Origin of the sequence: Citrobacter sp. FP75, assembly GCF_018342065.1 — a bacterium.
Classification (GTDB): Bacteria; Pseudomonadota; Gammaproteobacteria; order Enterobacterales; family Enterobacteriaceae; genus Citrobacter.
On the sequence record NZ_JAFDOE010000002.1, the window covers coordinates 326539 to 348921 of the forward strand.

At 51.4% G+C, this 22383-nt stretch carries 23 protein-coding genes, 1 tRNA gene and 1 pseudogene; 12 read left to right on the forward strand and 13 right to left on the reverse strand.

Annotation, left to right across the window (positions count from 1 at the left end; genetic code table 11):
* Positions 1–46: 46 nt before the first annotated feature.
* The 5 genes and pseudogenes from gss (at position 47) to JQ822_RS09240 (ending at position 5012) form a co-directional block, all read left to right on the forward strand.
* Complete coding sequence (gene gss, locus JQ822_RS09220; RefSeq protein ID WP_213133219.1) at positions 47–1909, forward strand: bifunctional glutathionylspermidine amidase/synthase; 1863 nt, start codon at positions 47–49, stop codon at positions 1907–1909.
* A 476-nt stretch (positions 1910–2385) separates the two neighbouring features.
* Complete coding sequence (gene tssB / locus JQ822_RS09225; RefSeq protein WP_213133220.1) at positions 2386–2883, forward strand: type VI secretion system contractile sheath small subunit; 498 nt, start codon at positions 2386–2388, stop codon at positions 2881–2883.
* A gap of 101 nt (positions 2884–2984) precedes the next feature.
* Positions 2985–3197: pseudogene (locus JQ822_RS09230) on the forward strand (type VI secretion lipoprotein TssJ); the annotation flags it as partial.
* Complete coding sequence (gene tssE / locus JQ822_RS09235; RefSeq protein ID WP_213133221.1) at positions 3197–3640, forward strand: type VI secretion system baseplate subunit TssE; 444 nt, start codon at positions 3197–3199, stop codon at positions 3638–3640. The pseudogene JQ822_RS09230 and the gene tssE, both read left to right, overlap by 1 nt.
* A gap of 1 nt (position 3641) precedes the next feature.
* Positions 3642–5012: a VasL domain-containing protein gene (locus tag JQ822_RS09240; RefSeq protein ID WP_213133222.1), complete on the forward strand. Its 1371-nt coding sequence runs from the start codon at positions 3642–3644 to the stop codon at positions 5010–5012.
* A gap of 74 nt (positions 5013–5086) precedes the next feature.
* On the opposite strand, the gene JQ822_RS09245 is transcribed toward JQ822_RS09240, so the two are convergent.
* Together JQ822_RS09245 and JQ822_RS09250 are read right to left on the reverse strand one after the other, a co-directional pair.
* A tRNA-Phe gene (locus tag JQ822_RS09245) sits at positions 5087–5162 on the reverse strand.
* 105 nt (positions 5163–5267) lie between these two features.
* Entirely contained in the window at positions 5268–5975 is a 708-nt protein-coding gene (locus tag JQ822_RS09250) for a DUF554 domain-containing protein (protein WP_213133223.1), read from the reverse strand.
* A 469-nt stretch (positions 5976–6444) separates the two neighbouring features.
* Here JQ822_RS09250 and JQ822_RS09255 point away from each other — a divergent pair, with 469 nt between their 5' ends.
* The gene (locus JQ822_RS09255) at positions 6445–8580 is read left to right on the forward strand and encodes an ornithine decarboxylase (RefSeq protein WP_213133224.1); all 2136 of its coding nucleotides are present in this window, start codon (positions 6445–6447) and stop codon (positions 8578–8580) included.
* Between the two features lie 53 nt (positions 8581–8633).
* Here JQ822_RS09255 and JQ822_RS09260 read toward each other — a convergent pair whose 3' ends face one another.
* The 4 genes from JQ822_RS09260 to mutY form a co-directional block, all read right to left on the reverse strand.
* A complete protein-coding gene (locus JQ822_RS09260; protein ID WP_213133225.1) occupies positions 8634–9890 on the reverse strand; it encodes a nucleoside permease in 1257 nt (418 codons plus the stop codon).
* A gap of 211 nt (positions 9891–10101) precedes the next feature.
* The gene (gene mltC, locus JQ822_RS09265; RefSeq protein WP_213133226.1) at positions 10102–11187 is read right to left on the reverse strand and encodes a membrane-bound lytic murein transglycosylase MltC; all 1086 of its coding nucleotides are present in this window, start codon (positions 11185–11187) and stop codon (positions 10102–10104) included.
* A gap of 86 nt (positions 11188–11273) precedes the next feature.
* Positions 11274–11546, reverse strand: a complete 273-nt coding sequence (locus tag JQ822_RS09270; protein WP_046497205.1) for an oxidative damage protection protein — start codon at positions 11544–11546, stop codon at positions 11274–11276.
* 27 nt (positions 11547–11573) lie between these two features.
* Positions 11574–12626 carry an A/G-specific adenine glycosylase gene (gene mutY / locus JQ822_RS09275; RefSeq protein WP_213133227.1) on the reverse strand — a complete coding sequence of 351 codons (1053 nt, stop codon included), beginning with the start codon at positions 12624–12626 and terminating at the stop codon, positions 11574–11576.
* Between the two features lie 161 nt (positions 12627–12787).
* Here mutY and trmB point away from each other — a divergent pair, with 161 nt between their 5' ends.
* The 5 genes from trmB to JQ822_RS09300 all read left to right on the forward strand — a co-directional run bounded on the left by trmB (position 12788) and on the right by JQ822_RS09300 (position 16962).
* On the forward strand, positions 12788–13507 hold the full coding sequence (gene trmB / locus JQ822_RS09280; protein WP_213133228.1) for a tRNA (guanosine(46)-N7)-methyltransferase TrmB: 720 nt from the start codon (positions 12788–12790) through the stop codon (positions 13505–13507).
* Positions 13507–13833, forward strand: a complete 327-nt coding sequence (locus tag JQ822_RS09285; RefSeq protein ID WP_135324362.1) for a YggL family protein — start codon at positions 13507–13509, stop codon at positions 13831–13833. The genes trmB and JQ822_RS09285 overlap by 1 nt, the downstream gene beginning before the upstream one ends.
* Positions 13834–13882: 49 nt before the next feature.
* Positions 13883–14602, forward strand: coding sequence for a DUF2884 domain-containing protein (locus JQ822_RS09290; protein WP_213133229.1), 720 nt, complete (start codon positions 13883–13885; stop codon positions 14600–14602).
* A 188-nt stretch (positions 14603–14790) separates the two neighbouring features.
* Positions 14791–15837: an L-asparaginase 2 gene (ansB, locus tag JQ822_RS09295; RefSeq protein WP_213133230.1), complete on the forward strand. Its 1047-nt coding sequence runs from the start codon at positions 14791–14793 to the stop codon at positions 15835–15837.
* Between the two features lie 117 nt (positions 15838–15954).
* Positions 15955–16962: a DUF1202 family protein gene (locus JQ822_RS09300; protein WP_213133231.1), complete on the forward strand. Its 1008-nt coding sequence runs from the start codon at positions 15955–15957 to the stop codon at positions 16960–16962.
* A 62-nt stretch (positions 16963–17024) separates the two neighbouring features.
* Here the strand turns inward: JQ822_RS09300 and hemW are convergent, their stop codons facing one another.
* From hemW to JQ822_RS09325, 5 genes are read right to left on the reverse strand one after another with little or no spacing between them, the layout of a single operon-like run.
* The gene (gene hemW, locus JQ822_RS09305; RefSeq protein WP_213133232.1) at positions 17025–18161 is read right to left on the reverse strand and encodes a radical SAM family heme chaperone HemW; all 1137 of its coding nucleotides are present in this window, start codon (positions 18159–18161) and stop codon (positions 17025–17027) included.
* Positions 18154–18747, reverse strand: a complete 594-nt coding sequence (locus tag JQ822_RS09310; protein ID WP_213133233.1) for an XTP/dITP diphosphatase — start codon at positions 18745–18747, stop codon at positions 18154–18156. The genes hemW and JQ822_RS09310 overlap by 8 nt, the downstream gene beginning before the upstream one ends.
* Before the next feature lie 7 nt (positions 18748–18754).
* A complete protein-coding gene (yggU, locus tag JQ822_RS09315; RefSeq protein WP_003027101.1) occupies positions 18755–19045 on the reverse strand; it encodes a DUF167 family protein YggU in 291 nt (96 codons plus the stop codon).
* The gene (locus tag JQ822_RS09320; RefSeq protein WP_003825417.1) at positions 19042–19608 is read right to left on the reverse strand and encodes a YggT family protein; all 567 of its coding nucleotides are present in this window, start codon (positions 19606–19608) and stop codon (positions 19042–19044) included. Before JQ822_RS09320 ends, yggU begins: the two co-directional genes overlap by 4 nt.
* Positions 19609–19626: 18 nt before the next feature.
* Positions 19627–20331, reverse strand: a complete 705-nt coding sequence (locus JQ822_RS09325; RefSeq protein WP_213133234.1) for a YggS family pyridoxal phosphate-dependent enzyme — start codon at positions 20329–20331, stop codon at positions 19627–19629.
* Between the two features lie 17 nt (positions 20332–20348).
* Here JQ822_RS09325 and JQ822_RS09330 point away from each other — a divergent pair, with 17 nt between their 5' ends.
* Positions 20349–21329, forward strand: a complete 981-nt coding sequence (locus JQ822_RS09330) for a type IV pilus twitching motility protein PilT (protein WP_213133235.1) — start codon at positions 20349–20351, stop codon at positions 21327–21329.
* Positions 21330–21338: 9 nt separating this feature from the next.
* Here the strand turns inward: JQ822_RS09330 and ruvX are convergent, their stop codons facing one another.
* Entirely contained in the window at positions 21339–21755 is a 417-nt protein-coding gene (gene ruvX / locus JQ822_RS09335; RefSeq protein ID WP_213133236.1) for a Holliday junction resolvase RuvX, read from the reverse strand.
* Positions 21755–22318, reverse strand: a complete 564-nt coding sequence (locus JQ822_RS09340; protein WP_213133237.1) for a YqgE/AlgH family protein — start codon at positions 22316–22318, stop codon at positions 21755–21757. Before JQ822_RS09340 ends, ruvX begins: the two co-directional genes overlap by 1 nt.
* Positions 22319–22383: the final 65 nt, after the last annotated feature.

Sequence of the window (22383 nt, forward strand, 5' to 3'; positions counted from 1 at the left end):
AATTCACGCCAACCTGCTCAGGCTGTATTGTTTTGAGGTAAGGTGCATGAGCAAAGGAACGACCAGTCAGGATGCCCCATTCGGGACATTATTGGGCTACGCCCCGGGCGGCGTAGCAATTTACTCTTCAGATTACAGTTCCCTTGACCCACGGGACTACGACGACGATGCTGCATTTCGCAGCTATATCGACGACGAATATATGGGTCACAAATGGCAGTGTGTGGAGTTCGCGCGCCGCTTTCTGTTTCTCAACTATGGCATGGTTTTCACCGATGTCGGCATGGCCTGGGAGATTTTCTCCTTGCGCTTCCTGCGTGAAGTGGTGAACGACAATATCCTGCCATTACAAGCATTTCCCAATGGTTCACCCCGCGCACCGGTAGCTGGCGCGTTGCTTATCTGGCAAAAAGGCGGCGAATTTAAAGATACCGGGCACGTGGCGGTCGTCACCCAGTTACTCGAAAACAAAATCCGCATTGCTGAACAGAACGTGCTCCACACGCCGCTGCCTCCCGGACAGCAATGGACCCGCGAGCTGGAGATGGTGGTTGAAAATGGCCGCTACACCCTGCGCGATACCTTTGATGACACCACCATCCTGGGCTGGATGATCCAGACTGACGACACTCGCGACAGTTTGCCGCAGCCGGAGATCGACAACGACTCCCTGAAGATCGGCGGTGCGCGTCTGGAAGATACCGGGCAGTTTGACGGTAAGTGGCTGGATGAGCAGGATCCACTGCAAAAAGCTTACGTGCTGGCGAACGGTCACGTCATTAACCAGGATCCGCATCAGTACTTCACCATAACCGAGAGCGCAGAGCAGGAGCTGATCAAAGCCACCAATGAGTTGCACCTGATGTATCTGCACGCGACCGACAAGGTGCTGAAAGACGATAATCTGCTGGCGCTGTTCGACATCCCGAAAATTCTCTGGCCGCGACTGCGTCTTTCCTGGCAGCGTCGTCGGCATCATATGATCACCGGTCGTATGGATTTCTGTATGGATGAGCGCGGGCTGAAGGTGTACGAGTACAACGCCGATTCCGCATCGTGCCATACCGAAGCCGGTTTGATCCTCGAAAGGTGGGCCGAGCGGGGCTACACAGGACAGGGACACAACCCAGCTGAAGGGTTGATCAACGAACTGGCGGGTGCCTGGAAGCACAGCCGCGCGCGTCCTTTTGTCCACATTATGCAGGACAAGGATATAGAGGAAAACTACCATGCGCAGTTCATGCAGCAGGCGCTGCATCAGGGTGGGTTTGACAGCAAAATCCTGCGTGGGCTGGATGAATTGCGCTGGGACGATGCCGGTCAGCTGATTGACGGTGACGGTCGGCTGGTGAACTGCGTCTGGAAAACCTGGGCGTGGGAAACCGCGATTGAGCAGGTGCGAGAGGTCAGCGAAACGGAGTACGCCGCGGTGCCAATTCGTACCGGGCATACGAATCAGGAAGTGCGTTTAATAGATGTGCTGCTGCGCCCGGAAGTGCTGGTCTTTGAACCTCTGTGGACGGTTATTCCAGGCAACAAAGCGATTCTGCCGATCCTGTGGCAGCTGTTCCCTCACCACCGTTATCTGCTTGATACTGATTTCACTGTTAATGACGAACTGGCGCAAACCGGTTATGCGGTAAAACCCATTGCAGGACGTTGTGGCAGCAACATCGATCTGGTGAGCCACGAGGAAGAGTTGCTGGATAAAACCAGCGGTAAGTTTGCCGAGCAGAAGAACATTTATCAGCAGCTTTGGTGTCTGCCAAAGGTTGCCGGTAAATATATTCAGGTCTGTACATTCACCGTTGGCGGTAACTACGGCGGTACCTGTCTGCGTGGCGACGAGTCGCTGGTGATTAAGAAAGAGAGCGATATTGAGCCGCTGATTGTGGTGAAAGAAGAGTAACCTTTATAAATATTCACGAATGAGATACGAAAAGCCGGAGTATATTCTCCGGCTTTTTTATTTATAGTTAAATTGATAGTTATTATATTTAAATGATTTATAAAACACATATAAACAACGCTAAATACTTTCGTGGAGAATGCTTATTAATCTTGATGCATTTGTTTGATGAATGCATTTAACATTAATAAATTCCTTTCATGTGTATTAGATAAATATTTTCTTGATTTTTCTTATAAATAAAAAATTCTAATGTGTTATTTTGAAAATTAGTGATATTGATCATGTTTTTACCCTGCAAATATATCGGATTACCTCGACATACTAATTATAATCATTAATTGTCATTAACAGTCATTGTTGGCTGCCCACAGAAATGACGTTGTAAGAAACACGTTGAGCAATGGGAAAGTGCTCCGTTAGGAAACTTAAGAAACGCAAAATACCGGCAGGAATCGCCGGTCTGAGAGGGATGTATGGGTGACAGTTTTCAGAATGAAGTGCCTACGGCACGCGTTAATATTAAGTTGGATTTACATACTGGAGGCGTTCAGAAAAAGGTTGAGTTGCCGTTAAAGCTTTTGACCGTGGGTGATTTCAGTAATGGCAGGGAGCAGCGGTCATTAGCTAAACGTGAAAAGGTTGATATTAATAAAAATAATTTCAATGACGTGCTGGCGAAGTTCTCTCCAACCGTGAACCTGAGTGTGGAGAATACATTGGCGGGTGACGGTAGAAATGAAGAGATTAATCTTACCTTTAAGAATATCCGTGATTTTGAACCTGAGCAGGTAGCCCGTAATATCCCACAGTTACGCATTCTATTAGCAATGCGTAATTTACTGCGCGACCTGAAATCTAATTTACTTGATAACGCAGCCTTTCGCCGGGAACTGGAGACCGTCCTTAAAGATCCTGCTCTGAGCCAGGAGTTACGTGATGAATTGGCAACAATGATGCCAGAAGAGATTTAACGCTATACAGGGTTTCCTCCGCTTAAGCGGCTGGAATAGTAAAGGATCATTAAAGGAATATGTTGATGTCTGTTCAGGAACATACCTCTTCAGCTGCGGCTATCCGGGTACGTCCAGGTGAAAGTGTGACTGTCGATATTCCACTCGAAAAAGAAGCGCAATATATCGCTGTAGCGGGCATGTTTATTTCACCCGATCAAACTGAGGATTCATGGCGTGTGGTATTAAGCCGTGAAGATCTCGAACCTGATAAGGCGCGAGTTATTGAATTAAAATCTCAGGGATTGGCGCTCCTGGCGCAGGAGAATGAGTAATGGTCAGGCAACCTTCTCTTTATGACGTTTTACTGGGTAATTTTTCCGGTGGTTTGCCGTTGCAGGCAGTCAGCGAAAACACGCAAGTTGTCCTGTCGGTTCTGGATAACATGCAGCGCATTCTGAACACGCGTGCCGGTAGCCTAAAACATCTACCCGATTACGGCCTGCCTGATATGACGAAGATCCTCCAGGGTATGCCGGGTACCGCTCATCAACTTATCAGCACGCTTTCTCAGGTATTGCTGAAATATGAGCCGCGACTTAAAGGCATTCAGGTAACGATGCAGGAACAGGAAACTCCTGGGCATTTACGTTATTCCATTGATGCTGAACTTCATGATCTTGGCATTGTTCGCTACGGCACAGATTTTACCCCTGAAGGGCGGGTACTTATTCGTCACTTAAAAAAACAGGGTTGGCTTGAGACTGGAGTTTATTAACATGGACAAAAAACGAATCAGTACGGGCGGCGATCCGCGTACTTTTGCAGAGTTCGGGCTGTTGCGTGATGAAATCAATAAACTGACACATCCTGCGCGCCCGGATGTTGACTGGCAAAAAGTTGAGCAGTTAAGCCTGGCTTTATTCCGTAACAACGGGATTGAACTGCAAACCCTGGCCTGGTATACCGTCGCCAGAATACGTAATGCGGGTCTCATGGGGCTTGCCGAAGGTTCAGAACTCCTGGAAGCATTACTCACGCATCACTGGACCACAATATGGCCGCAACAAACTCATGCTCGCATTGACGTATTGGCCTGGCTGTCGACCCGGCTGCAGCAAGAGCTGCGTACGTTAACGCTGGAATATGCTGATCTCGCGATGGTGTATCGGGTTGAACAGAGTTTGAAACAGGCCTGTGAAGTGTTGCAACGTCTTGAATTAAAAACGCTAAGCAAACTGGAAACCGTAGTTGCCTGGATGCACAATGCGGCCTTGCGACTGGAGAAGTCTGAAACTGAATCGGGATCCACCCTCGTGATGGCATCCGCTTCTGCTCATGGCGGTCGCCCAGAGATGCGCCCTGGCGAGGTAAATAACGTCACGACTTCGTTGCCTCAACTGGTATTTGTAGTCAATGAGGCCGCTTCATCCGGGCAAGTGAATACCGCAGGTTTTGCCACCCATGCGGCTCCTGGGCGTCGGCAGATGTTGCAAGGTTTAGCTATGGGGGTGCTGTTTACTGCTGCTGTCAGTGCCGGCATTTTTTTTGGTATCAACACGATGCGGGGGGCGCGGTATGAAGTGGTGCAACCGTTACCGATAGCTCTGACGCCTGCACAATTGTCGACCTTGAAGCAATCTTCAGACCTGGATGAGAAAAAACAGGAAGTACTCGTTTCTACGCAAAAACAACTCGACATTTTGCATCAACAACCACCTTTGTGGTCAAGGGAATATGCCTCAACGGTCGCGCAGCAGCTGGTTACTCTGTGGCCAGAAGAGGCACAAGCTGCTGCACTCGTCAGTGGATTATATAAACAGTGGACTACCGAAGCGTTACCGGATGACGCATTACAGAACTGGCATCATGCACAGCAGGGACTGGAAACGTTAACTGCTCAGCTAAATGCGCTTGATGAGCGTAAGGGAAAGTATTTAACCGGTTCAGAACTAAAATCAGCGATTTTCACCATCCGCCGCCAGCTGGATGATACGCCGCCGCCAGAGGAGTTATTGCGCCGAATGGACGTGGAATTGAAAACACAAGGGAGCATATCACCCGCGTTGTATCAGCAGCTTGATATGCGTTTGAATCAGCTTCTTAATCGTTATGTATTGTTGAAACAAAGCGTTAAGCGGAGTGAATAATCGAGCGAAGTTCGATGAAAAGTGTGTTTCCCCAAAAGCAAAAAACCAGCCCGTAGGCTGGTTTTTTTAAATTTTGGTGCCCGGACTCGGAATCGAACCAAGGACACGGGGATTTTCAATCCCCTGCTCTACCGACTGAGCTATCCGGGCAACGAGGCGCATTAAACCCGATTCGTTTCGCTTCGTCAACGAAATTTCTTCAAATCAACGCAGACTGCACAATCTATCACCACATTGCTGGTATTGCACGCATTCTCAGGCAAAAAACGCAGTCCACGCGGCGGAAAGCGGCATGGCCAGCAGCAGGGCAGGCAGCATATTGACGACCGCAAACATTTTGATTCCACAAATACGCAAACCGGTTGCCAGCAATAGCAGTCCGCCTACGGCGCTGAAATCGGCCATCATAGCCGGTGTCGTCAGGGGTAGAATCAGTGCGGCGCAGGCGGCAAGCGTTAACTGGATTGCCAGCATCGGCACACAAATAGCAGATACCGCGATACCCAGTGAACAGGCAAAGATGATAGCGGTGAAGAAATCGAGAAACGACTTGGCGATTAAAATATTCGGATCGCCGGTCATCCCTTCATGTATCGCCCCAAAAATCCCGGTACCGCTGGCGCAGAACAGTACGATGATGGCAACAAAACTTTGGATAAAGGACTCGTGCGTGGCGTTGGCATCCGACCTGCTGAAAAACTGCTGCGCTTTGGCGACCGCCGCATTAATCCCTTTTTCCAGATGACAAAACTCGCCAATCAGTGTGCCGACCAGCGTAGCCAGCACCATCACCGGCAGGTTGACACACTTGATCACCAGCAATATCCCAATACCGAGAGAGGCCAGCCCGAAAATGGAGGTCATTGAGACCCGAATGCGTTCTGGTAAATGCTGGCTGAGTAGTGCGCCGAGAACGCCGCCCAGTAAAACGGCGCTGGAATTAATAAAAGGTCCGATTACCACATGCGCTCCTGCATACCCGTTATCTTCTTGATGAAGAAGGTAATTTGCGGGGTATATTTATGTTTTTAGATTGCATTATTATGACGCAATTGTCAGGTGAAATGCTTGTTTATCTGTGAAGTATATGCATAGGATTTTGTCTTGCGCCTGATAGTGAAAGGTGCCATGATTGCGCGAATTTTCTCCTGTCTGAATGGGGTTGCCTGGGATGAATCAATTCCCCCTACATCACCTTCAACATCGCCTTTTTGCGCGAAGTTTACCCCTTTCTGCGACATACCCTCAGTCTCCCACCATGCGGTGACGGCGACGCACGCTCACTGCAGGATAACAGTAAAATCAGAGGCTATCTGCTTTTACTGATGTCTGGCGGTCGGGGCTGGTAACCCGTTTGACCAAACATTTCGTGGGGCAAAGCCGTGTGGCTTTGTCCGGGACTTTGACTTTCCCGAAACGGGTTTTTGCGCTTATGAAATCAATGAAAATTGCCGCCAGTGGTGAACTGGTCCCTCATCTGTCTACCCATCGTCAGGTGGTATCACTGGACAGTACCGATTTTACTGATGTTGCGGCAGTCGTCATTACCGTTGCGGACAGCCGCAGCGGGATCCTGGCTTTGCTTAAACGCACAGGTTTTCATTTACCGGTGTTTATTTTCTCAGAGATTACTCTCGAATTACCTGCCGGCGTTGAAGCGGTTATTAGCGGTAATGCACAGGAGTGGCTGGAGCTGGAATCTGCCGCCTGTCGCTATGAGGACGATCTGCTGCCGCCGTTTTATGACACGCTGACGCAATATGTCGAAATGGGCAACAGTACCTTTGCCTGCCCAGGCCATCAGCACGGTGCGTTTTTTAAAAAACATCCTGCCGGGCGGCATTTTTATGAGTTCTTTGGTGAGAATCTGTTTCGTGCGGATATGTGCAATGCTGACGTCAAGCTGGGCGATTTGCTGATCCATGAAGGGTCGGCAAAGCATGCGCAGAAGTTTGCGGCAAAAGTGTTTAATGCAGATAAAACATACTTTGTGCTGAATGGTACATCAGCCGCCAATAAAGTGGTGACCAACGCGCTGCTGACGCGTGGCGATCTGGTGCTGTTTGACCGCAACAACCATAAGTCCAACCACCATGGCGCGCTGATCCAGGCCGGTGCAACGCCGGTCTACCTGGAGGCGGCGCGTAATCCGTTTGGTTTTATTGGCGGCATCGATGAGCGCTGCTTTAACGAGGACTATCTGCGCCAGCAGATCCGCGAGATCGCGCCACATAAAGCTGACCAGCCGCGTCCGTTTCGTCTGGCGATTATCCAGCTTGGGACCTATGACGGAACCATCTATAACGCACGGCAGGTGATCGACAAGATTGGCAGCCTGTGCGATTACATCCTGTTTGACTCCGCCTGGGTTGGGTATGAACAATTTATCCCGATGATGGCGGATGGCTCGCCGTTGCTGCTCGATCTCAAACCCAACGATCCGGGGATTTTTGTCACTCAGTCGGTGCACAAACAGCAGGCCGGGTTCTCGCAAACCTCGCAGATCCACAAAAAAGATAACCATATTCGCGGTCAGGCGCGTTTCTGCCCGCATAAGCGTCTGAACAATGCCTTTATGCTGCATGCTTCTACCAGCCCATTTTACCCGCTATTTGCCGCGCTGGACGTGAACGCCAAAATCCATCAAGGTGAGAGCGGACGTCGGTTATGGGGGGAATGCGTGGCGTTAGGAATTGAAGCCCGTAAAGCCATTATCGACCGCTGTAAGATGATTCAGCCCTTTATTCCCCCTGTGGTGGATGGCAAACCCTGGCAGACATACCCGACGCAAGTTATTGCCAGCGAGCGTCGCTTCTTTAGCTTTGAACCCGGCGCTAAATGGCATGGCTTTGACGGCTACGCACGCGACCAGTACTTTGTCGACCCGTGCAAACTGTTGCTGACCACACCGGGAATCGATGCGCAAACCGGGCAGTATACTGACTTCGGTATTCCGGCAACGATCCTCGCGCATTACCTGCGGGAAAATGGCATCGTGCCGGAAAAATGTGACCTTAACTCTATTCTGTTCCTGCTGACGCCAGCAGAAAGCGCAGAGAAAATGGCGCAGCTGGTGGCTATGCTGGCCCAGTTTGAAGAGCACATTGAGAACGATACGCTGCTGGCGGATGTGCTTCCTACCATCTTCAACAAATACCCGGTGCGCTATCGGGATTACACGCTGCGTGAACTGTGCCAGGAAATGCACGACCTGTATGTGAGCTTTGATGTGAAGGATCTGCAAAAGGCGATGTTCCGTCAGGAGAGTTTGCCTGCTGTGGCAATGAATCCGCAGGATGCCAACAGTGCTTTTATCCGTGGTGATGTTGAGCTGGTGCGTATTGGCGATGCTGCCGGGCGGATAGCTGCTGAAGGCGCGCTGCCTTATCCTCCGGGCGTGCTGTGCGTAGTGCCGGGTGAGGTATGGGGCGGAGCGGTACAGCGTTACTTCCTGGCGCTGGAAGAGGGCGTTAACTTGTTGCCGGGATTCTCCCCGGAACTGCAAGGGGTTTACAGCGAGACCGATGCAGACGGCATTAAGCGTCTGTACGGATACGTTCTGAAGTAAGCGCAAAAAAAAGCGGGTCACCTTATGGTAACCCGCTTTTCTCTGCATAAACGTTAGTGTGCGATAGTTTGAGCGCCTGCCGGAACGCGTACGTGTTTGTATTTAAACAGCGCCACGAAAGCGAAGGCCAGAACCAGTGAGTAACCCGCGAAGATCAGCCACACGGTCTGCCAGTCGGTAATACCGTTCAGCGTGTAGTATTCAACCACTTTACCGCTCACCAGACCGCCCAGAATACAGCCGAATCCGTTAGTCATCATCAGGAACATACCCTGTGCACTGGCGCGAATTTCAGGACGGACTTCTTTCTCTACAAACACGGAACCCGAGATGTTGAAGAAGTCGAAGGCGCAGCCGTAGACAATCATCGACAGAACCAGCAGCACGGTACCGAACGGAGTCGGATCGCCGTAGGCAAACAAACCAAAACGCAGCATCCACGCCACAATACTGATCAGCATAACGTTCTTAATACCGTAACGGCTTAAGAAGAACGGGATGGTCAGGATGAACAGGGTTTCAGAAATCTGCGAAATAGACATCATCACTGACGCATGTTCAACGATGAAGCTGCCAGAGAACAGTGGGTTATTATCGAAGCTGTGCAGGAAGGTATTACCAAACATGTTGGTAATTTGCAGCTCTGCGCCCAGCATCATCGAGAAGATGAAGAAAATTGCCATGCGCTTGTTTTTAAATAGGGCGAAGGCGTCCAGACCCAGCATAGAGGTCCAGCTCTGGTTTTTCTGCTGATTCGCCACCGGAATATGCGGCAGCGTCAGAGTGAACAGCGCCAGCACCACGGACAGCGTTGCACCGATATACAGCTGCATATGGCTCAGTTCAAAGCCAGAGAAGCTAACCGCCCACATGGCCAGAATAAATCCGATGGTGCCCCAGATACGGATTGGCGGGAAGTCGGTAACAATATCCATCCCGGCAGACTGCAGGCGATAGTAAGAAATGGTGTTGATTAACCCCAGTGTAGGCATATAGGCCAGGGAGTTAAGCAAGATCACAAAGAACATGGCTCCAGGTGTGGTGACCTCGGCAGCGGCGAACAGCGTACCCGCACCAACCAGATGGCAAAGGGCGTAAACCCACTTCGCACTGATCCATTTGTCGGCGACGATCCCTAACAGCGTAGGCATAAATACGGCGGCAATCCCCAGCGAGCTATAAACAGCACCAATGGATGCACCGTCGAATTTAAGGGTGACAAACATATAAGAGCCGAGGGTTGTGAGCCAGCTACCCCACAGGCAGAACTGCAGAAAGGAAAGGACTTTCAGCTGCAGCTTAAGATTCATGTTAATTTCCTCACACCGTAATGCGGATGGATGTTTTAAAAAGCACATTTGCCGTTTCAATATGATGTGATTCTATCAATGAGAAGGGATGTTTTTTTGTTAGCTGCGACAAATATTTGCAAATAATTTCTAATTGCAAAGCGGAATAGTGATGTAGTTAACACTTTTCCCTCTTCTGGCATTCACTTTACACGACAGAAGAGGGAAAACATTACCGACGTCGATAGGTTTTTTGTGCGGAGTTGACCTTGTAAAGATAGCGGCGTGATTCAGAAGATGGATGTCGTGTGGTTAATGTTTGATAAACATCCCCTGGCGACATGCTGTTGATAATATTTGCAGCCTGAACCTTATCGCTGGAGAACACGCGCAGCACGCTTCCCGCGCCGCCGTTATAGGCGGTGATCACCGCATAACGACGCGAGGTTGGGTTATCAATACCGCCAAGATAGACATTGTTGAGCATCGCCAGATAGGCGGTACCGGTATCAATGTTGTTGGCCGGGTCAAACAGGAAGCTACGGCTTGGCGTACCCGAGCGGCCCTGCGCGCGGAAGACATCCTTCCCGGCGCTGTGTTGCACGACCTGCATCAGGCCCAGTGCATCAGCATGGCTGACCGCATACGGGTTAAAGGAAGACTCAGTTTGCATGATGGCGAGGATCAGCGCTTCGTCGACGCCATACTTACGCGATGCCTGACGTACCATGCCAACGTATTTATGCGCACGCTTATCAAGGTGGTTTGGCACCAGATTGATCGTCACGCTGTAAATAATACGGATACCGTTGCTGCGGCTTTTCAAACGCGTTTTCAGCAGATAGTCGGCGAAATTGGTGGCGCGTCCCTCCCAGCGAATTGGCTGGCCGGTATTATCAACCACCTGCCCGTACAGGAACGGTTCTTTGGAAATCTTGATATCATCGACATCGGAATAGAGATCGATGGACCCCGGGTCATCGCCCATCAGCAATGTCTTAATTATCGCCCGCCGCAGGTGTCCGGCGGGATCTGTCCCGGCGATGGTCTCAACGGTTATCGTACCGTCATCGAAGTTGATGTGGCTGCGGGTTTGATACTGATCGGTATATTTAACGTAGTCCTTCGGACCCGCGATCAGCACTTCTTTAAATCCCCACAGATTCTCAATGTTATGGGCAAACTGCCCCATCAGAATATCAAAACCGTTGGTATCCTTGACCCAGGCTTCGTTATAGGAATCGCCTTTTTTGGTCGAACTGGAACAGGAGATGAGCAACGGCGCAATAACGGCAAGCGCGAGAAATTTTTTCATCATTCCGGGAGTGCGTGTTGTGTTTGTTGTTGTGCCATTTTGCCCGATGGCGCTGCGCTTATCGGGCCTATAAATTCACGCTATGGGCGTTATTTACCTTCCGGCGTATAGCCTTCAATGTGAACGTCCTTGCCTTCAAACAGGAAGTTAATCATCTCCTGTTCCAACAGTTTGCGGTGCTCGACGTTCATCATGTTGAGTTTTTTCTCGTTAATCAGCATGGTTTGCTTATGCTGCCATTGCGCCCATGCTTCTTTCGAGATCTCGTTATAAATGCGTTTTCCCAGATCGCCTGGGTACAGCTGAAAATCCTGACCTTCTGCTTCGCGTTGCAGGAAAGTACAAAAAATCGTTCTGCTCATAAAAAATCCTCTTTATTGACCGGCACGTTAAACTTGCGCACCGACGCGTAATTGCTGTAACAAACGCTCCACGGGAGCCGCCAGTCCTACCGACGGCGGTTGCGCTAAGTTATACCAGAGCGCGTTGCCTTCATCCATGCAGGCGGTGAATGAGGACACGGGAAGCCACATAGGCACAATATCTAAGTGGAAATGGCTAAAGGTATGGCGAAATGCAGTAAGCTGAGTCAGATTATCTGCGTTAATTTGCCGTTGCGCCAGCCACTCACGTAGCCCATCTTCATCTTCAAACTGTGGAAAACAGTATAACCCGCCCCATAAGCCGCTGGGCGGCCGCTGGGCGAGCAACACCTGGTCATCATGCTGCATCAGCAAAAAATAACCTGTGCGTTCCGGTAGCGTTTGTTTAGGCTTTTTACCGGGGTACAGCGCCCAGCTTGCATTGGCGCTCGCCACACAGCCGTTCTCCAACGGGCACAGGGAACATTTGGGTTTCGAACGCGTACAGACCAGCGCGCCTAAATCCATCATCGCCTGATTAAATCGCTCAACGCCGTTGGCGGGCGTAACCTGTTCGCTCAACTGCCACAGTTTCTTTTCGACCTCTTTTTTCCCCGGCCAGCCGCTGACAGCATAACAGCGAGCCAGCACGCGTTTAACGTTACCGTCAAGAATCGGAAAATGCTGACCCAGAGAGAGAGAAAGGATCGCGCCTGCGGTTGAACGCCCGACGCCTGGCAGAGCAGCCACCTCATCAAAGGTTTGCGGGAATGTGCCGCCATGCAGCGTTGCCACCTGCTGAGCGGCTTTATGCAGATTGCGCGCGCGGGCGTAATATCCCAGCCCGGTCCACAAATGCAGGACTTCATCGAGCGGGGCTTGGGCTAAATCGGTTACCGTTGGAAAGCGCGCCATAAAGCGTTCAAAATAAGGAATAACGGTCGCAACCTGAGTTTGTTGCAGCATGACCTCCGAGAGCCATACTTTGTAAGGCGTCTTGTCAATTTGCCAGGGCAGCGTTTTCCGCCCGTATTTGTCGTACCAGCCCAATACCTGAGCTGAAAATTGAGACGCTTGCATGATTACCGTTTCGTTATTGCTGGGGGCAAGATTGCAGCACACAGGCCGCAGGGTGTAAACCGGAACTTTCCGCCGCTGACTTTCTTCCTTTACTTGCATCCGGCAACTAACTTTGGATAATGCCCGTTTTCAGAACTCAATCACAAGCAGACTAAACTTTTATGAAGAACGACGTCATTTCACCGGAATTTGATGAAAACGGCCGCCCTCTGCGCCGGATTCGTAGTTTTGTTCGTCGCCAGGGGCGACTGACCAAAGGGCAGGAACACGCGCTGGAAAACTACTGGCCGGTGATGGGCGTTGAGTTCAGCGAAGAGCCGGTAGATTTTTCCGCGCTGTTTGGCCGTGACGCACCGGTGACGCTTGAGATCGGTTTTGGTATGGGCGCTTCGCTGGTGGCAATGGCGAAAGCGTGTCCGGAACAGAACTTCCTCGGCATTGAGGTACACTCTCCGGGCGTTGGCGCGTGCCTGGCTTCGGCCCATGAAGAGGGTGTCGAAAACCTGCGTGTGATGTGTCATGACGCCGTTGAAGTGCTGCATAAAATGATTCCTGACAATTCTTTATCTATGGTTCAGCTGTTTTTCCCTGACCCGTGGCATAAAGCACGTCATAATAAGCGCCGTATCGTTCAGGTGCCGTTTGCTGAGCATATCTTAAGCAAGCTGAAACTGGGCGGCGTTTTCCATATGGCAACCGACTGGGAAGCCTACGCGGAGCACATGCTTGAAGTAATGTCCTCCATTGACGGGTATAAAAACCAGTCAGAGAGTAACGATTATGTGCCGCGCCCGGAATCGCGCCCGGTAACCAAATTTGAACAACGTGGTCATCGTCTTGGCCACGGCGTATGGGACTTAATGTTCGAGAGGGTGAAATAATGGCAAAGAACCGTAGCCGTCGTCTGCGTAAAAAAATGCACATCGACGAATTCCAGGAAGTAGGATTTTCGGTTGCATGGCGTTTCCCGGAAGGTACAACCGGCGAGCAGGTCGATCAGATCGTTGATGACTTTATCAATGAGGTTATCGAACCGAACAAGCTGGCCTTTGACGGCAGCGGCTATCTGGCCTGGGAAGGTCTGATCTGCCTGCAGGAAATCGGCAAATGTACTGAAGAACATCAGGCAATTGTGCGTAAGTGGCTGGAAGAGCACAAACTTGAAGAAGTGCGCACCAGCGAACTTTTCGATGTTTGGTGGGACTAAGTAGCAAAGGGCCGGCAAATGCCGGCCCGATTTGTATTGAGGGATAGATATGATGCGCAAAACGCTGCTGGCGGCAGTCCTGACGTTTACGGCGATGGCCGCACATGCAGATTATAAGTGCAGCGTCACCCCGCGTGACGATGTGATTTTGAGTCCACAAACGGTGCAGGTGAAGGGTGAAAACGGCAACCTGGTTATTACACCGGCCGGTGATGTCACCTTCAATGGTAAACAGTACAACCTGAACGCCGCACAACGTGAGCAGGCAAAAGATTACCAGGCGGCGTTGCGTAGCAGCCTGCCGTGGATTGACGACGGTGCCAGAGAGCGCGTTGAGAAAGGCCGCGTGGCGCTGGATAAAATCATCGCCAAAGAAGTCGGTGAAAGTAGCAACATGCGCGGACGTTTAACCAAGCTTGATGCCCAATTGAAAGAGCAGATGAACAGGATCATCGAGCACCGTACTGACGGGCTGACCTTCCATTACAAGGCGATTGATCAGGTCCGTGCTGACGGACAGCAGCTGGTGAATCAGGCAATGGGCGGTATCCTGCAGGACAGCATCAACGAAATGGGCGCCAAAGCTGTTCTCAAAGGTGGCGGTAACCCGCTGCAGGGCGTGCTCGGTAGCCTCGGTGGTTTGCAAACTTCGATTCAGAATGAATGGAAGAATCAGGAACAAGACTTCCAGCAGTTTGGCAAAGACGTTTGTGCCCGCGTTGTGACGCTGGAAAACGATCGTAAAACGCTGGTTAGCACTCTGAAATAATCTTCACCTCTTTTTAACGGCACAGAAACATTCTGTGCCGTTTTATTTTGTACTTTTCTGTCTTTTTGATATCCATCTCTAAGAATAACAATTTCATGGAAATATAAATCTGGTTAATTGGATGGCGTCACATTATTCATCTGTGGGATAGACATAATGCTGCAAATTCAAGTAACTGGAGAAATAACATGGAGTTTTTCAGGAAAACGGCACTGGCTGCACTGGTTATGGGTTTCAGCGGCGCGGCGCTTGCACTGCCAAACATCACTATTTTAGCGACTGGCGGGACGATTGCTGGTGGCGGTGATTCCGCGACAAAATCTAACTACACGGCAGGCAAGGTCGGCGTAGAAAATCTGGTCGATGCAGTGCCGCAACTGAAAGATATCGCCGTCGTTAAAGGTGAGCAGGTGGTGAATATCGGCTCTCAGGACATGAACGACGACGTCTGGTTAACGCTGGCGAAGAAGATCAATACCGAGTGTGATAAAACCGACGGTTTCGTGGTGACCCATGGTACGGATACCATGGAAGAAACGGCGTATTTCCTCGATCTGACCGTCAAGTGTAATAAACCGGTCGTGCTGGTGGGCGCAATGCGTCCGTCTACAGGCATGAGCGCAGATGGCCCATTCAACCTGTACAACGCAGTGGTAACGGCGGCTGATAAAGCCTCTGCAAACCGCGGCGTGCTGGTGGTGATGAACGACACCGTATTGGATGGTCGTGACGTGACCAAAACCAACACCACTGATGTTGCTACCTTCAAAGCAGTGAACTACGGCCCGCTGGGCTACATCCATAACGGCAAAATCGACTACCAGCGTACGCCTGCGCGTAAGCACACGACTTCTACACCGTTCGATGTATCTAAGCTGACCGAGCTGCCGAAAGTCGGAATTGTTTACAACTACGCTAACGCTTCCGATCTGCCGGCAAAAGCGTTGGTCGATGCCGGTTACGCCGGGATTGTGAGCGCTGGTGTAGGTAACGGTAACCTGTATAAAACTATTTTCGATACGCTGGCAACCGCCGCGCATAAAGGAACCGTTGTGGTGCGTTCATCCCGTGTACCAACGGGTGCCACCACGCAGGATGCTGAGATCGATGATGCGAAGTATGGATTTGTGGCTTCTGGTTCGCTGAACCCGCAAAAAGCCCGCGTGCTGCTGCAGCTGGCGCTGACGCAGACCAAAGATCCTAAACAGATCCAGGAAATGTTTAATCAGTATTAATCAAAGCGCCCTGGTCATCTGACCGGGGTTCGTTTCTGTACTAACATCAGTCATTTCCGTGCAATAGCACTCTTTGTTATAATAACCATTGTGATTATTTTGGGTGGAGACCCACGAATGAAACAACAATGGATTGCCGGAATTGCATTGCTGACACTGGTTTCAACCTCCTGCTTTGCTGATGATGTTACCCCGCCGACAGACAAAATTCTCAAAGATCAGTTTTATGATGACTTTACGGGCCTGATGCGCCTGGATGATATTTCGTTAAAGTTGATTAGCTCAGAGGGTAACCAGGCAACCTGGTCGGCAGAAGGCGATATGTCCGCGACTGAAGATCTCTATAATATGGTAGGGATGGCGGGTGATTATCACTTTATGGAAAAAAACTGGGTTAAAGGCCGTCAGGTTAAATTTTCAGCCATGGTGACATCTGTGGGTACGCCCGCGTCAGGATGGCGGACGGAGTTTTATTCCATGCAAACGGCGGCAAAAAATATCGGTTATCCGCTGCCAAAAACGGAAAATAAAGATAAATATCTTATCGTTACCGACAGCAATTTTTACCCGAAGCTGGCGAAGATAGAGGCCAGCTATCACGATAAAAAAATGGCTCAGGAAAAAGCTCAGAGCCAGATGGAGCAAGTGGAAAAAGAGATTGCAGAATTGGATACGCAAATAAAGCAATCATGGGGGACCGATGCGAATGGCAAGCCGCGTACCCGCAGCGATGTCATGCAAGAAAAGCTGGAGAAAATGTATGAGGTTGACAGGCAAAACGATCCGCTGAAATTCGAAAATCATTACTATAAAACCATCTATGATCCCGCGCTTGCTGCCTGTCAGGCTAAAGCAGATTGTGATGCTGCGCCGTTACGCGCTGCACGTGATACTGCGCTTAATGAACAGAAGCGAGAGTATTACCGTCAGCATGCGCTCATGAATGCAAAAATCAAAGAAGAGATGGCCGCGCACGATGAAAAGCTGAAACCGCTTCGTGATCAGCAAAGTGAACTGCGTGGTCAGGGAATGGAGCTGGATACGCAAATCAGTCAATTAAAAAGCGAGTATGAGCGCTGGGATAGAGAGATTACTGATTTACGACGTAAAGGTGTTATTAAATAGATCCCTGGCCAGGTAGCGCCACTGGACTCAATATCAACGCGCCAATGGGCGCGTTGATATCATCACTCCGCCAGAAACAGCTCCAGCAGTGAATTCAAAAACAGCTTACCGTGTTGGGTAATTTGCCAGTATTCATCGCATTCACTCAGGTAGCCCTGGGCGATAGCCTCATCAATCTGTCGACGAATAACGTCTTCGGTAAGCCCGGTATATTGCTTGAACTCAGCACGTGGTGCGGCTTCCAGCAGGCGGAAACGGTTCATAAAGAACTCGAACGGTTTATCAGCCTGTGCAACATCACGCTGATTTTCCAGATAGCGCCCCTGCATGTAACCGCGCGGATGCCGCGTTTTGGTGGTGCGCAGGATGCGTCCGTCCGGGAAGGTGACCTTGCCGTGCGCACCGCAGCCAATGCCAAGATAGTCGCCAAAACGCCAGTAATTCAGGTTGTGTTGACACTGATAGCCCGGCTTAGCGTAGGCTGAGGTTTCGTACTGCTGATACCCGGCGGCGGTCAGCAACCGATGGCCTTGCTCAAAAATATCCCACAGCGCATCATCGTCCGGTAACACCGGTGGTCGGGAGCCAAACAGGGTGTTGGGTTCGATGGTCAACTGGTACCAGGAAAGATGTGGCGGGTTAAGCGCGATAGCTTGTTGCAAATCGCCCAGCGCCTCTTCCAGCGTTTGATCCGGCAAACCGTGCATCAGATCGAGGTTGAAGCTGCGCAGCCCCAGACCGCTCGCCAGATGCGCCGCGCGTTTGGCTTCTTCCGGTCCGTGAATACGTCCCAGGCGCTCAAGCTTAGTGGCGCTAAAACTCTGCACGCCAATGGAGATGCGGCTTACGCCAGCGCGTTGATAATCAACAAAGCGATCGGCTTCTACCGTTCCAGGATTGGCTTCCATCGTGATTTCAGCATCCGCCGCCAGATTCAGACGTGCCCGCACGCCATCCAGCAGAGTTTGCATTGCCGGGCCAGAGAGCAGGCTCGGCGTACCGCCACCAATAAAAATCGTCTTTATCTCGCGGCCCTGCGCGTAGGCGACGTCGGCATCCAGATCGCTCAGCAGATGCCCAACGTAATCATCATGGGGAACTTCGCCCTTTAACGCATGCGAGTTGAAATCGCAGTAGGGGCATTTCTGCACGCACCACGGGATGTGAATATAAAGACTCAGCGGTGGCAGCTTAACCATTACGCAGCGCATCCAGCAGCAGCTTCAGCGCCTGCCCACGGTGAGAAATCGCACTCTTCTCTTCGCGAGTCAGCTCGGCTGCGGTTTTACCCTCAGACGGCACAAAGAAGATCGGGTCGTAGCCAAAACCACCGTTTCCAGCAGGCTCACGGGTAATGATGCCCGGCCAGCTTCCGTGACAAACAACAGGCGTTGGGTCATCTGCGTGGCGCATATAGACCAGCACACAGTGGAACTGCGCCTGACGTTTCTCGTCTGGGGTATCCTGCAGGGTGTGCAGCAGCTTTTCCAGGTTTTGCTGATCGGTAGCATCTTCACCCGAATAGCGGGCGGAATAAATGCCCGGTGCGCCACCGAGGGCGTTAACCGCCAGACCGGAATCATCGGCAATAGCCGGCAGGCCGGTGATTTGCGCGGCATGACGGGCCTTCAGAATGGCGTTTTCAATAAACGTCAGGCCGGTTTCTTCTGCGGAATCAACGCCCAGATCCGTTTGGGCAACGACATCAAGCCCGAAATCGCTCAGGAGGGAGGCGAGTTCACGCACTTTACCGGCATTGCCGGTTGCGAGGACAACTTTTTGCATGGGATACCTAATCAGTTAGCGCCGCAATTTCTGGCGGGATCTGTTGCGGATGAATAATTTTAACCTGTTTATGGCGGCCAAGCTCGCCCTTCTCAATGACGACCTGGCTTTTCGCCACGCGGAACTGTTTGCCGAGAAACTTCACCAGATGGCTGTTGGCTTGCCCATCGACCGGCGGGGCGGTAATGGCGACTTTTACTTCGTCGCCATGTAAGCCCACAATACTGTCACGGCTGGCTTTAGGCTGAATGTAGAGCCGTAAAACCAGACCGTCATCGCAGGGTGTTACGGCACTCATAGCGCCATCCACAGCCCCGGCAGCAGCATGTTGCCCGTTGCCTGTAACACTTCCGCGATGCCCATGTTGATGACATAGAGCAGCAGAACCAGGATCATTGGAGAGAAATCAATCCCACCCATTCCCGGAAGGATACGACGAATAGGACGCAGCAGCGGGTCCGCCAGTTGAATCAGCACGTATTCCACAGGGCTACGACCCTGGCTGACCCAGCTCATAATCGCCATCACCAGCAGTACCCAGAAAATCAGCAGCCCGATAGTCTTCAGGACAATCAGTACGGCGGCGATCCAGATAATGGGCTGGAACGTGACCACTTTGAACAGCACAATGGCCTTGATAAAGCTCAGAACGAGCGCGACTAATGCTGATGCGCTGTCAATCGGCCCCATCGGGGGAATAATGCGGCGTAACGGCCCAATAATGGGCTGAGTGATTTTCACAATAAACTGCGAGAACGGGTTGTAGAAATCGCAGCGAGACCATTGCATCCACACGCGCAGTAGCAGCGCCATGGTATACAGCTCAATTACCGTTGAGAGCAGGAAGGTCAACGTATTCATGGTGTTCCTTAGTTTTCCTTAATTTTTTGTGTAATCACGAGCACCAAAAATAGCAGTGCCGATGCGCACCATCGTGCTACCCGCCGCGATGGCGGCATCCATATCATCAGACATGCCCAGTGAGAGCGTATCGATAGTCGGGTAGCGTGTTTTCAACCCGGCAAATGCTACAGCCATTTGCTGTGCAACTTCAAACTGCCTTACATAATCTGACTCAGGCGCCGGGATTGCCATCAGACCACGCAGGGTAATGCGCGGTAGTGCGGCGACCTCTGCGGCCAGTGCATCAAGCTCCGCCAGCGGAATACCTGATTTGCTGTTCTCATCGCTGATATTTATCTGAATCAGCACATTCAGCGGCGGCAACTCAGTCGGGCGCTGTTCACTTAAACGGGCAGCTATACGCAGACGGTCTATCGTATGGCACCAGTCAAAATGTTCAGCGACCAGACGGCTTTTGTTGGACTGCAATGGACCGATAAAGTGCCACTGCAGATTATTGACGCCTTTTTCCTGAAAGTAGCGGATTTTGTCCACGCCTTCCTGAACATAGTTTTCGCCAAAAGCATGCTGCCCGGCGGCAATGGCTTCTTCGATGGCGCTCGCAGGTTTGGTTTTGCTCACTGCAAGCAATGTAACTTCTTCTGAAGACCGCCCGCAACGCGTCGCGGCGGCTGAGATTTTGTCCCGGACATGTGCCAGGTTATGCGCGATATCGTTCATTTTCCGAGGATGTTCATATGAATATGGAAGAAATAGTGGCCCTTAGTGTAAAGCATAACGTGTCGGATCTACACCTGTGCAATGCATGGCCTGCGCGTTGGCGCATATGTGGGAGGGTAGAAATCGCACCGTTTACCGTGCCTGACGTAGACGCGCTGCTATTAACCTGGCTCAGTGAGCAACAACAGGTACAGTGGCGGGAAAATAGCCAGGTTGATTTTGCCATCGCGTTGGCGGATTCCCGGCGTTTACGGGTCAGCGCGTTTGCCCATCAGCAGGGAACTTCGCTGGCGCTGAGACTGCTGCCAGTTGCCTGTCCACGGTTAGATGAGCTCCAGACGCCCGCTGTTTTACCTGAACTGCTGCACAGTGAAAATGGATTGATTCTGGTGACGGGGGCGACCGGCAGCGGTAAGTCGACGACGTTGGCGGCGATGGTGGATTATCTCAATCAACACGTTGAAGGTCATATTCTGACGCTGGAAGACCCGATTGAATACCGCCATACCAGCCAGCGTTGTCTGATCCAACAGCGTGAAATTGGTGTGCACTGCACTTCTTTTGCTGCCGGTCTTCGGGCCGCATTACGTGAAGATCCGGATGTGATCTTACTGGGGGAACTGCGCGACGGTGAGACGATTCGTCTGGCGCTCACCGCAGCGGAAACCGGGCATCTGGTGCTGGCAACGTTGCATACGCGCGGCGCGGCGCAGGCGGTGGAGCGGCTGGTGGATACGTTTCCCGCGCAGGAAAAAGATCCGGTGCGTAATCAACTGGCGGGGAGTTTGCGGGCGGTGCTCGCGCAAAAGTTGGAGGAAGATAAGCACGGCGGGCGCGTGGCGTTATTCGAAATGCTCGTCAACACGCCTGCCGTCGGCAATCTGATCCGTGAAGGGAAAACTCATCAGTTGCCCGGTGTGATACAAACCGGGCAACAGGCGGGTATGCAGACGTTTGCACAGAGCCAGCAGCAGCGTCAGGCGCAGGGCAGGCTGTAAATATGAGCCTTAGTAGCCCTGTTCGAAATAGCTTTCGAGAATAATGACGGCAGACGCGGAGTCTACTTTACCTTTATTTAGCGCGCGGTATCCACCTTGCTCAAACAGGCCGGAACGTGCTTCGACGGTGCTCAGACGTTCATCGTGCAGCGTGACGGTTACGCCAAAACGGCCGTGAATGCGGTTGGCGAACTTGCGTGCGCGTGCGGTAAGCGGTTGTTCGGTGCCATCCATATTGAGCGGCAGGCCGACAATGATTTCATCCGGCTGCCACTCTTTCAGCAGGCGTTCAATCACGTTCCAGTCCGGCGTACCGTCCTGCGCTTTGATGGCGGGCAACGGTCTGGCAGTGCCGGTGATACGCTGACCAATTGCCACGCCAATACTTTTGGTACCGAAATCAAAAGAGAGTAATGTTTTACTCATTATGCGTGTCCCGCCACGCCAGGCATGGTCAGGATATCAATCCCGATAAGTTTGGCCGCGTCGCGCCAGCGATCTGCAATCGGCGTTTTAAACAGAATGTTGAGATCGGCGGGAGCGGTGAGCCAGGCGTTATCCAGCAACTCTTGCTCCAGTTGGCCTTTTTCCCATGATGAATAACCCAAGGTGACCAATACTTCAGAAGGTTGTTCCTGAGTACCTAAGGTTTCCAGCACATCGCGGGAGGTCGTGATAATGGTGTTGTCCGAAATGCGAATACTGGATGCAAAGCGTGAAGGCGGAGTATGCAGAATAAACCCACGGTCTTCCGCCAGCGGGCCGCCGAGCATCACGGGTTTATCCAGACGGATCGCCGGATCTCGCGCCTCAGGGGTGATCTTCAGCTTTTCCAGAATCCCTTCAATCTGTAAGTTTTCCAGGGGCTTATTGACGATAATCCCCATTGCTCCGTTCTCATTGTGTTCACAGATGTACACCACGGAACGGCGGAAAATTGGATCCTGGAGAGCAGGCATGGCAATAAGAAAGTGATGCTGTAAATTCATTGTCAGAGGTTCTGTTTCCTGGTTCAAAAAAGCAACAGCGCCCAGTATGCGTACAAACAGAGGCG

What these genes read in the sequence shown, in the direction of transcription:
- JQ822_RS09255 (WP_213133224.1), top strand. Translation starts at nt 6,445, where the DNA reads ATGAAATCAATGAAAATTGCCGCCAGTGGTGAACTGGTCCCTCATCTG.
- mutY (WP_213133227.1), bottom strand. Translation starts at nt 12,626, where the DNA reads ATGCAAGCGTCTCAATTTTCAGCTCAGGTATTGGGCTGGTACGACAAA.
- JQ822_RS09300 (WP_213133231.1), top strand. Translation starts at nt 15,955, where the DNA reads ATGAAACAACAATGGATTGCCGGAATTGCATTGCTGACACTGGTTTCA.
- yggU (WP_003027101.1), bottom strand. Translation starts at nt 19,045, where the DNA reads ATGAGTGCCGTAACACCCTGCGATGACGGTCTGGTTTTACGGCTCTAC.
- trmB (WP_213133228.1), top strand. Translation starts at nt 12,788, where the DNA reads ATGAAGAACGACGTCATTTCACCGGAATTTGATGAAAACGGCCGCCCT.
- JQ822_RS09290 (WP_213133229.1), top strand. Translation starts at nt 13,883, where the DNA reads ATGATGCGCAAAACGCTGCTGGCGGCAGTCCTGACGTTTACGGCGATG.
- ruvX (WP_213133236.1), bottom strand. Translation starts at nt 21,755, where the DNA reads ATGAGTAAAACATTACTCTCTTTTGATTTCGGTACCAAAAGTATTGGC.
- ansB (WP_213133230.1), top strand. Translation starts at nt 14,791, where the DNA reads ATGGAGTTTTTCAGGAAAACGGCACTGGCTGCACTGGTTATGGGTTTC.
- JQ822_RS09330 (WP_213133235.1), top strand. Translation starts at nt 20,349, where the DNA reads ATGAATATGGAAGAAATAGTGGCCCTTAGTGTAAAGCATAACGTGTCG.
- JQ822_RS09310 (WP_213133233.1), bottom strand. Translation starts at nt 18,747, where the DNA reads ATGCAAAAAGTTGTCCTCGCAACCGGCAATGCCGGTAAAGTGCGTGAA.
- JQ822_RS09320 (WP_003825417.1), bottom strand. Translation starts at nt 19,608, where the DNA reads ATGAATACGTTGACCTTCCTGCTCTCAACGGTAATTGAGCTGTATACC.
- JQ822_RS09285 (WP_135324362.1), top strand. Translation starts at nt 13,507, where the DNA reads ATGGCAAAGAACCGTAGCCGTCGTCTGCGTAAAAAAATGCACATCGAC.
- JQ822_RS09340 (WP_213133237.1), bottom strand. Translation starts at nt 22,318, where the DNA reads ATGAATTTACAGCATCACTTTCTTATTGCCATGCCTGCTCTCCAGGAT.
- JQ822_RS09270 (WP_046497205.1), bottom strand. Translation starts at nt 11,546, where the DNA reads ATGAGCAGAACGATTTTTTGTACTTTCCTGCAACGCGAAGCAGAAGGT.
- JQ822_RS09325 (WP_213133234.1), bottom strand. Translation starts at nt 20,331, where the DNA reads ATGAACGATATCGCGCATAACCTGGCACATGTCCGGGACAAAATCTCA.
- mltC (WP_213133226.1), bottom strand. Translation starts at nt 11,187, where the DNA reads ATGATGAAAAAATTTCTCGCGCTTGCCGTTATTGCGCCGTTGCTCATC.
- JQ822_RS09240 (WP_213133222.1), top strand. Translation starts at nt 3,642, where the DNA reads ATGGACAAAAAACGAATCAGTACGGGCGGCGATCCGCGTACTTTTGCA.
- tssE (WP_213133221.1), top strand. Translation starts at nt 3,197, where the DNA reads ATGGTCAGGCAACCTTCTCTTTATGACGTTTTACTGGGTAATTTTTCC.
- tssB (WP_213133220.1), top strand. Translation starts at nt 2,386, where the DNA reads ATGGGTGACAGTTTTCAGAATGAAGTGCCTACGGCACGCGTTAATATT.
- gss (WP_213133219.1), top strand. Translation starts at nt 47, where the DNA reads ATGAGCAAAGGAACGACCAGTCAGGATGCCCCATTCGGGACATTATTG.
- hemW (WP_213133232.1), bottom strand. Translation starts at nt 18,161, where the DNA reads ATGGTTAAGCTGCCACCGCTGAGTCTTTATATTCACATCCCGTGGTGC.
- JQ822_RS09260 (WP_213133225.1), bottom strand. Translation starts at nt 9,890, where the DNA reads ATGAATCTTAAGCTGCAGCTGAAAGTCCTTTCCTTTCTGCAGTTCTGC.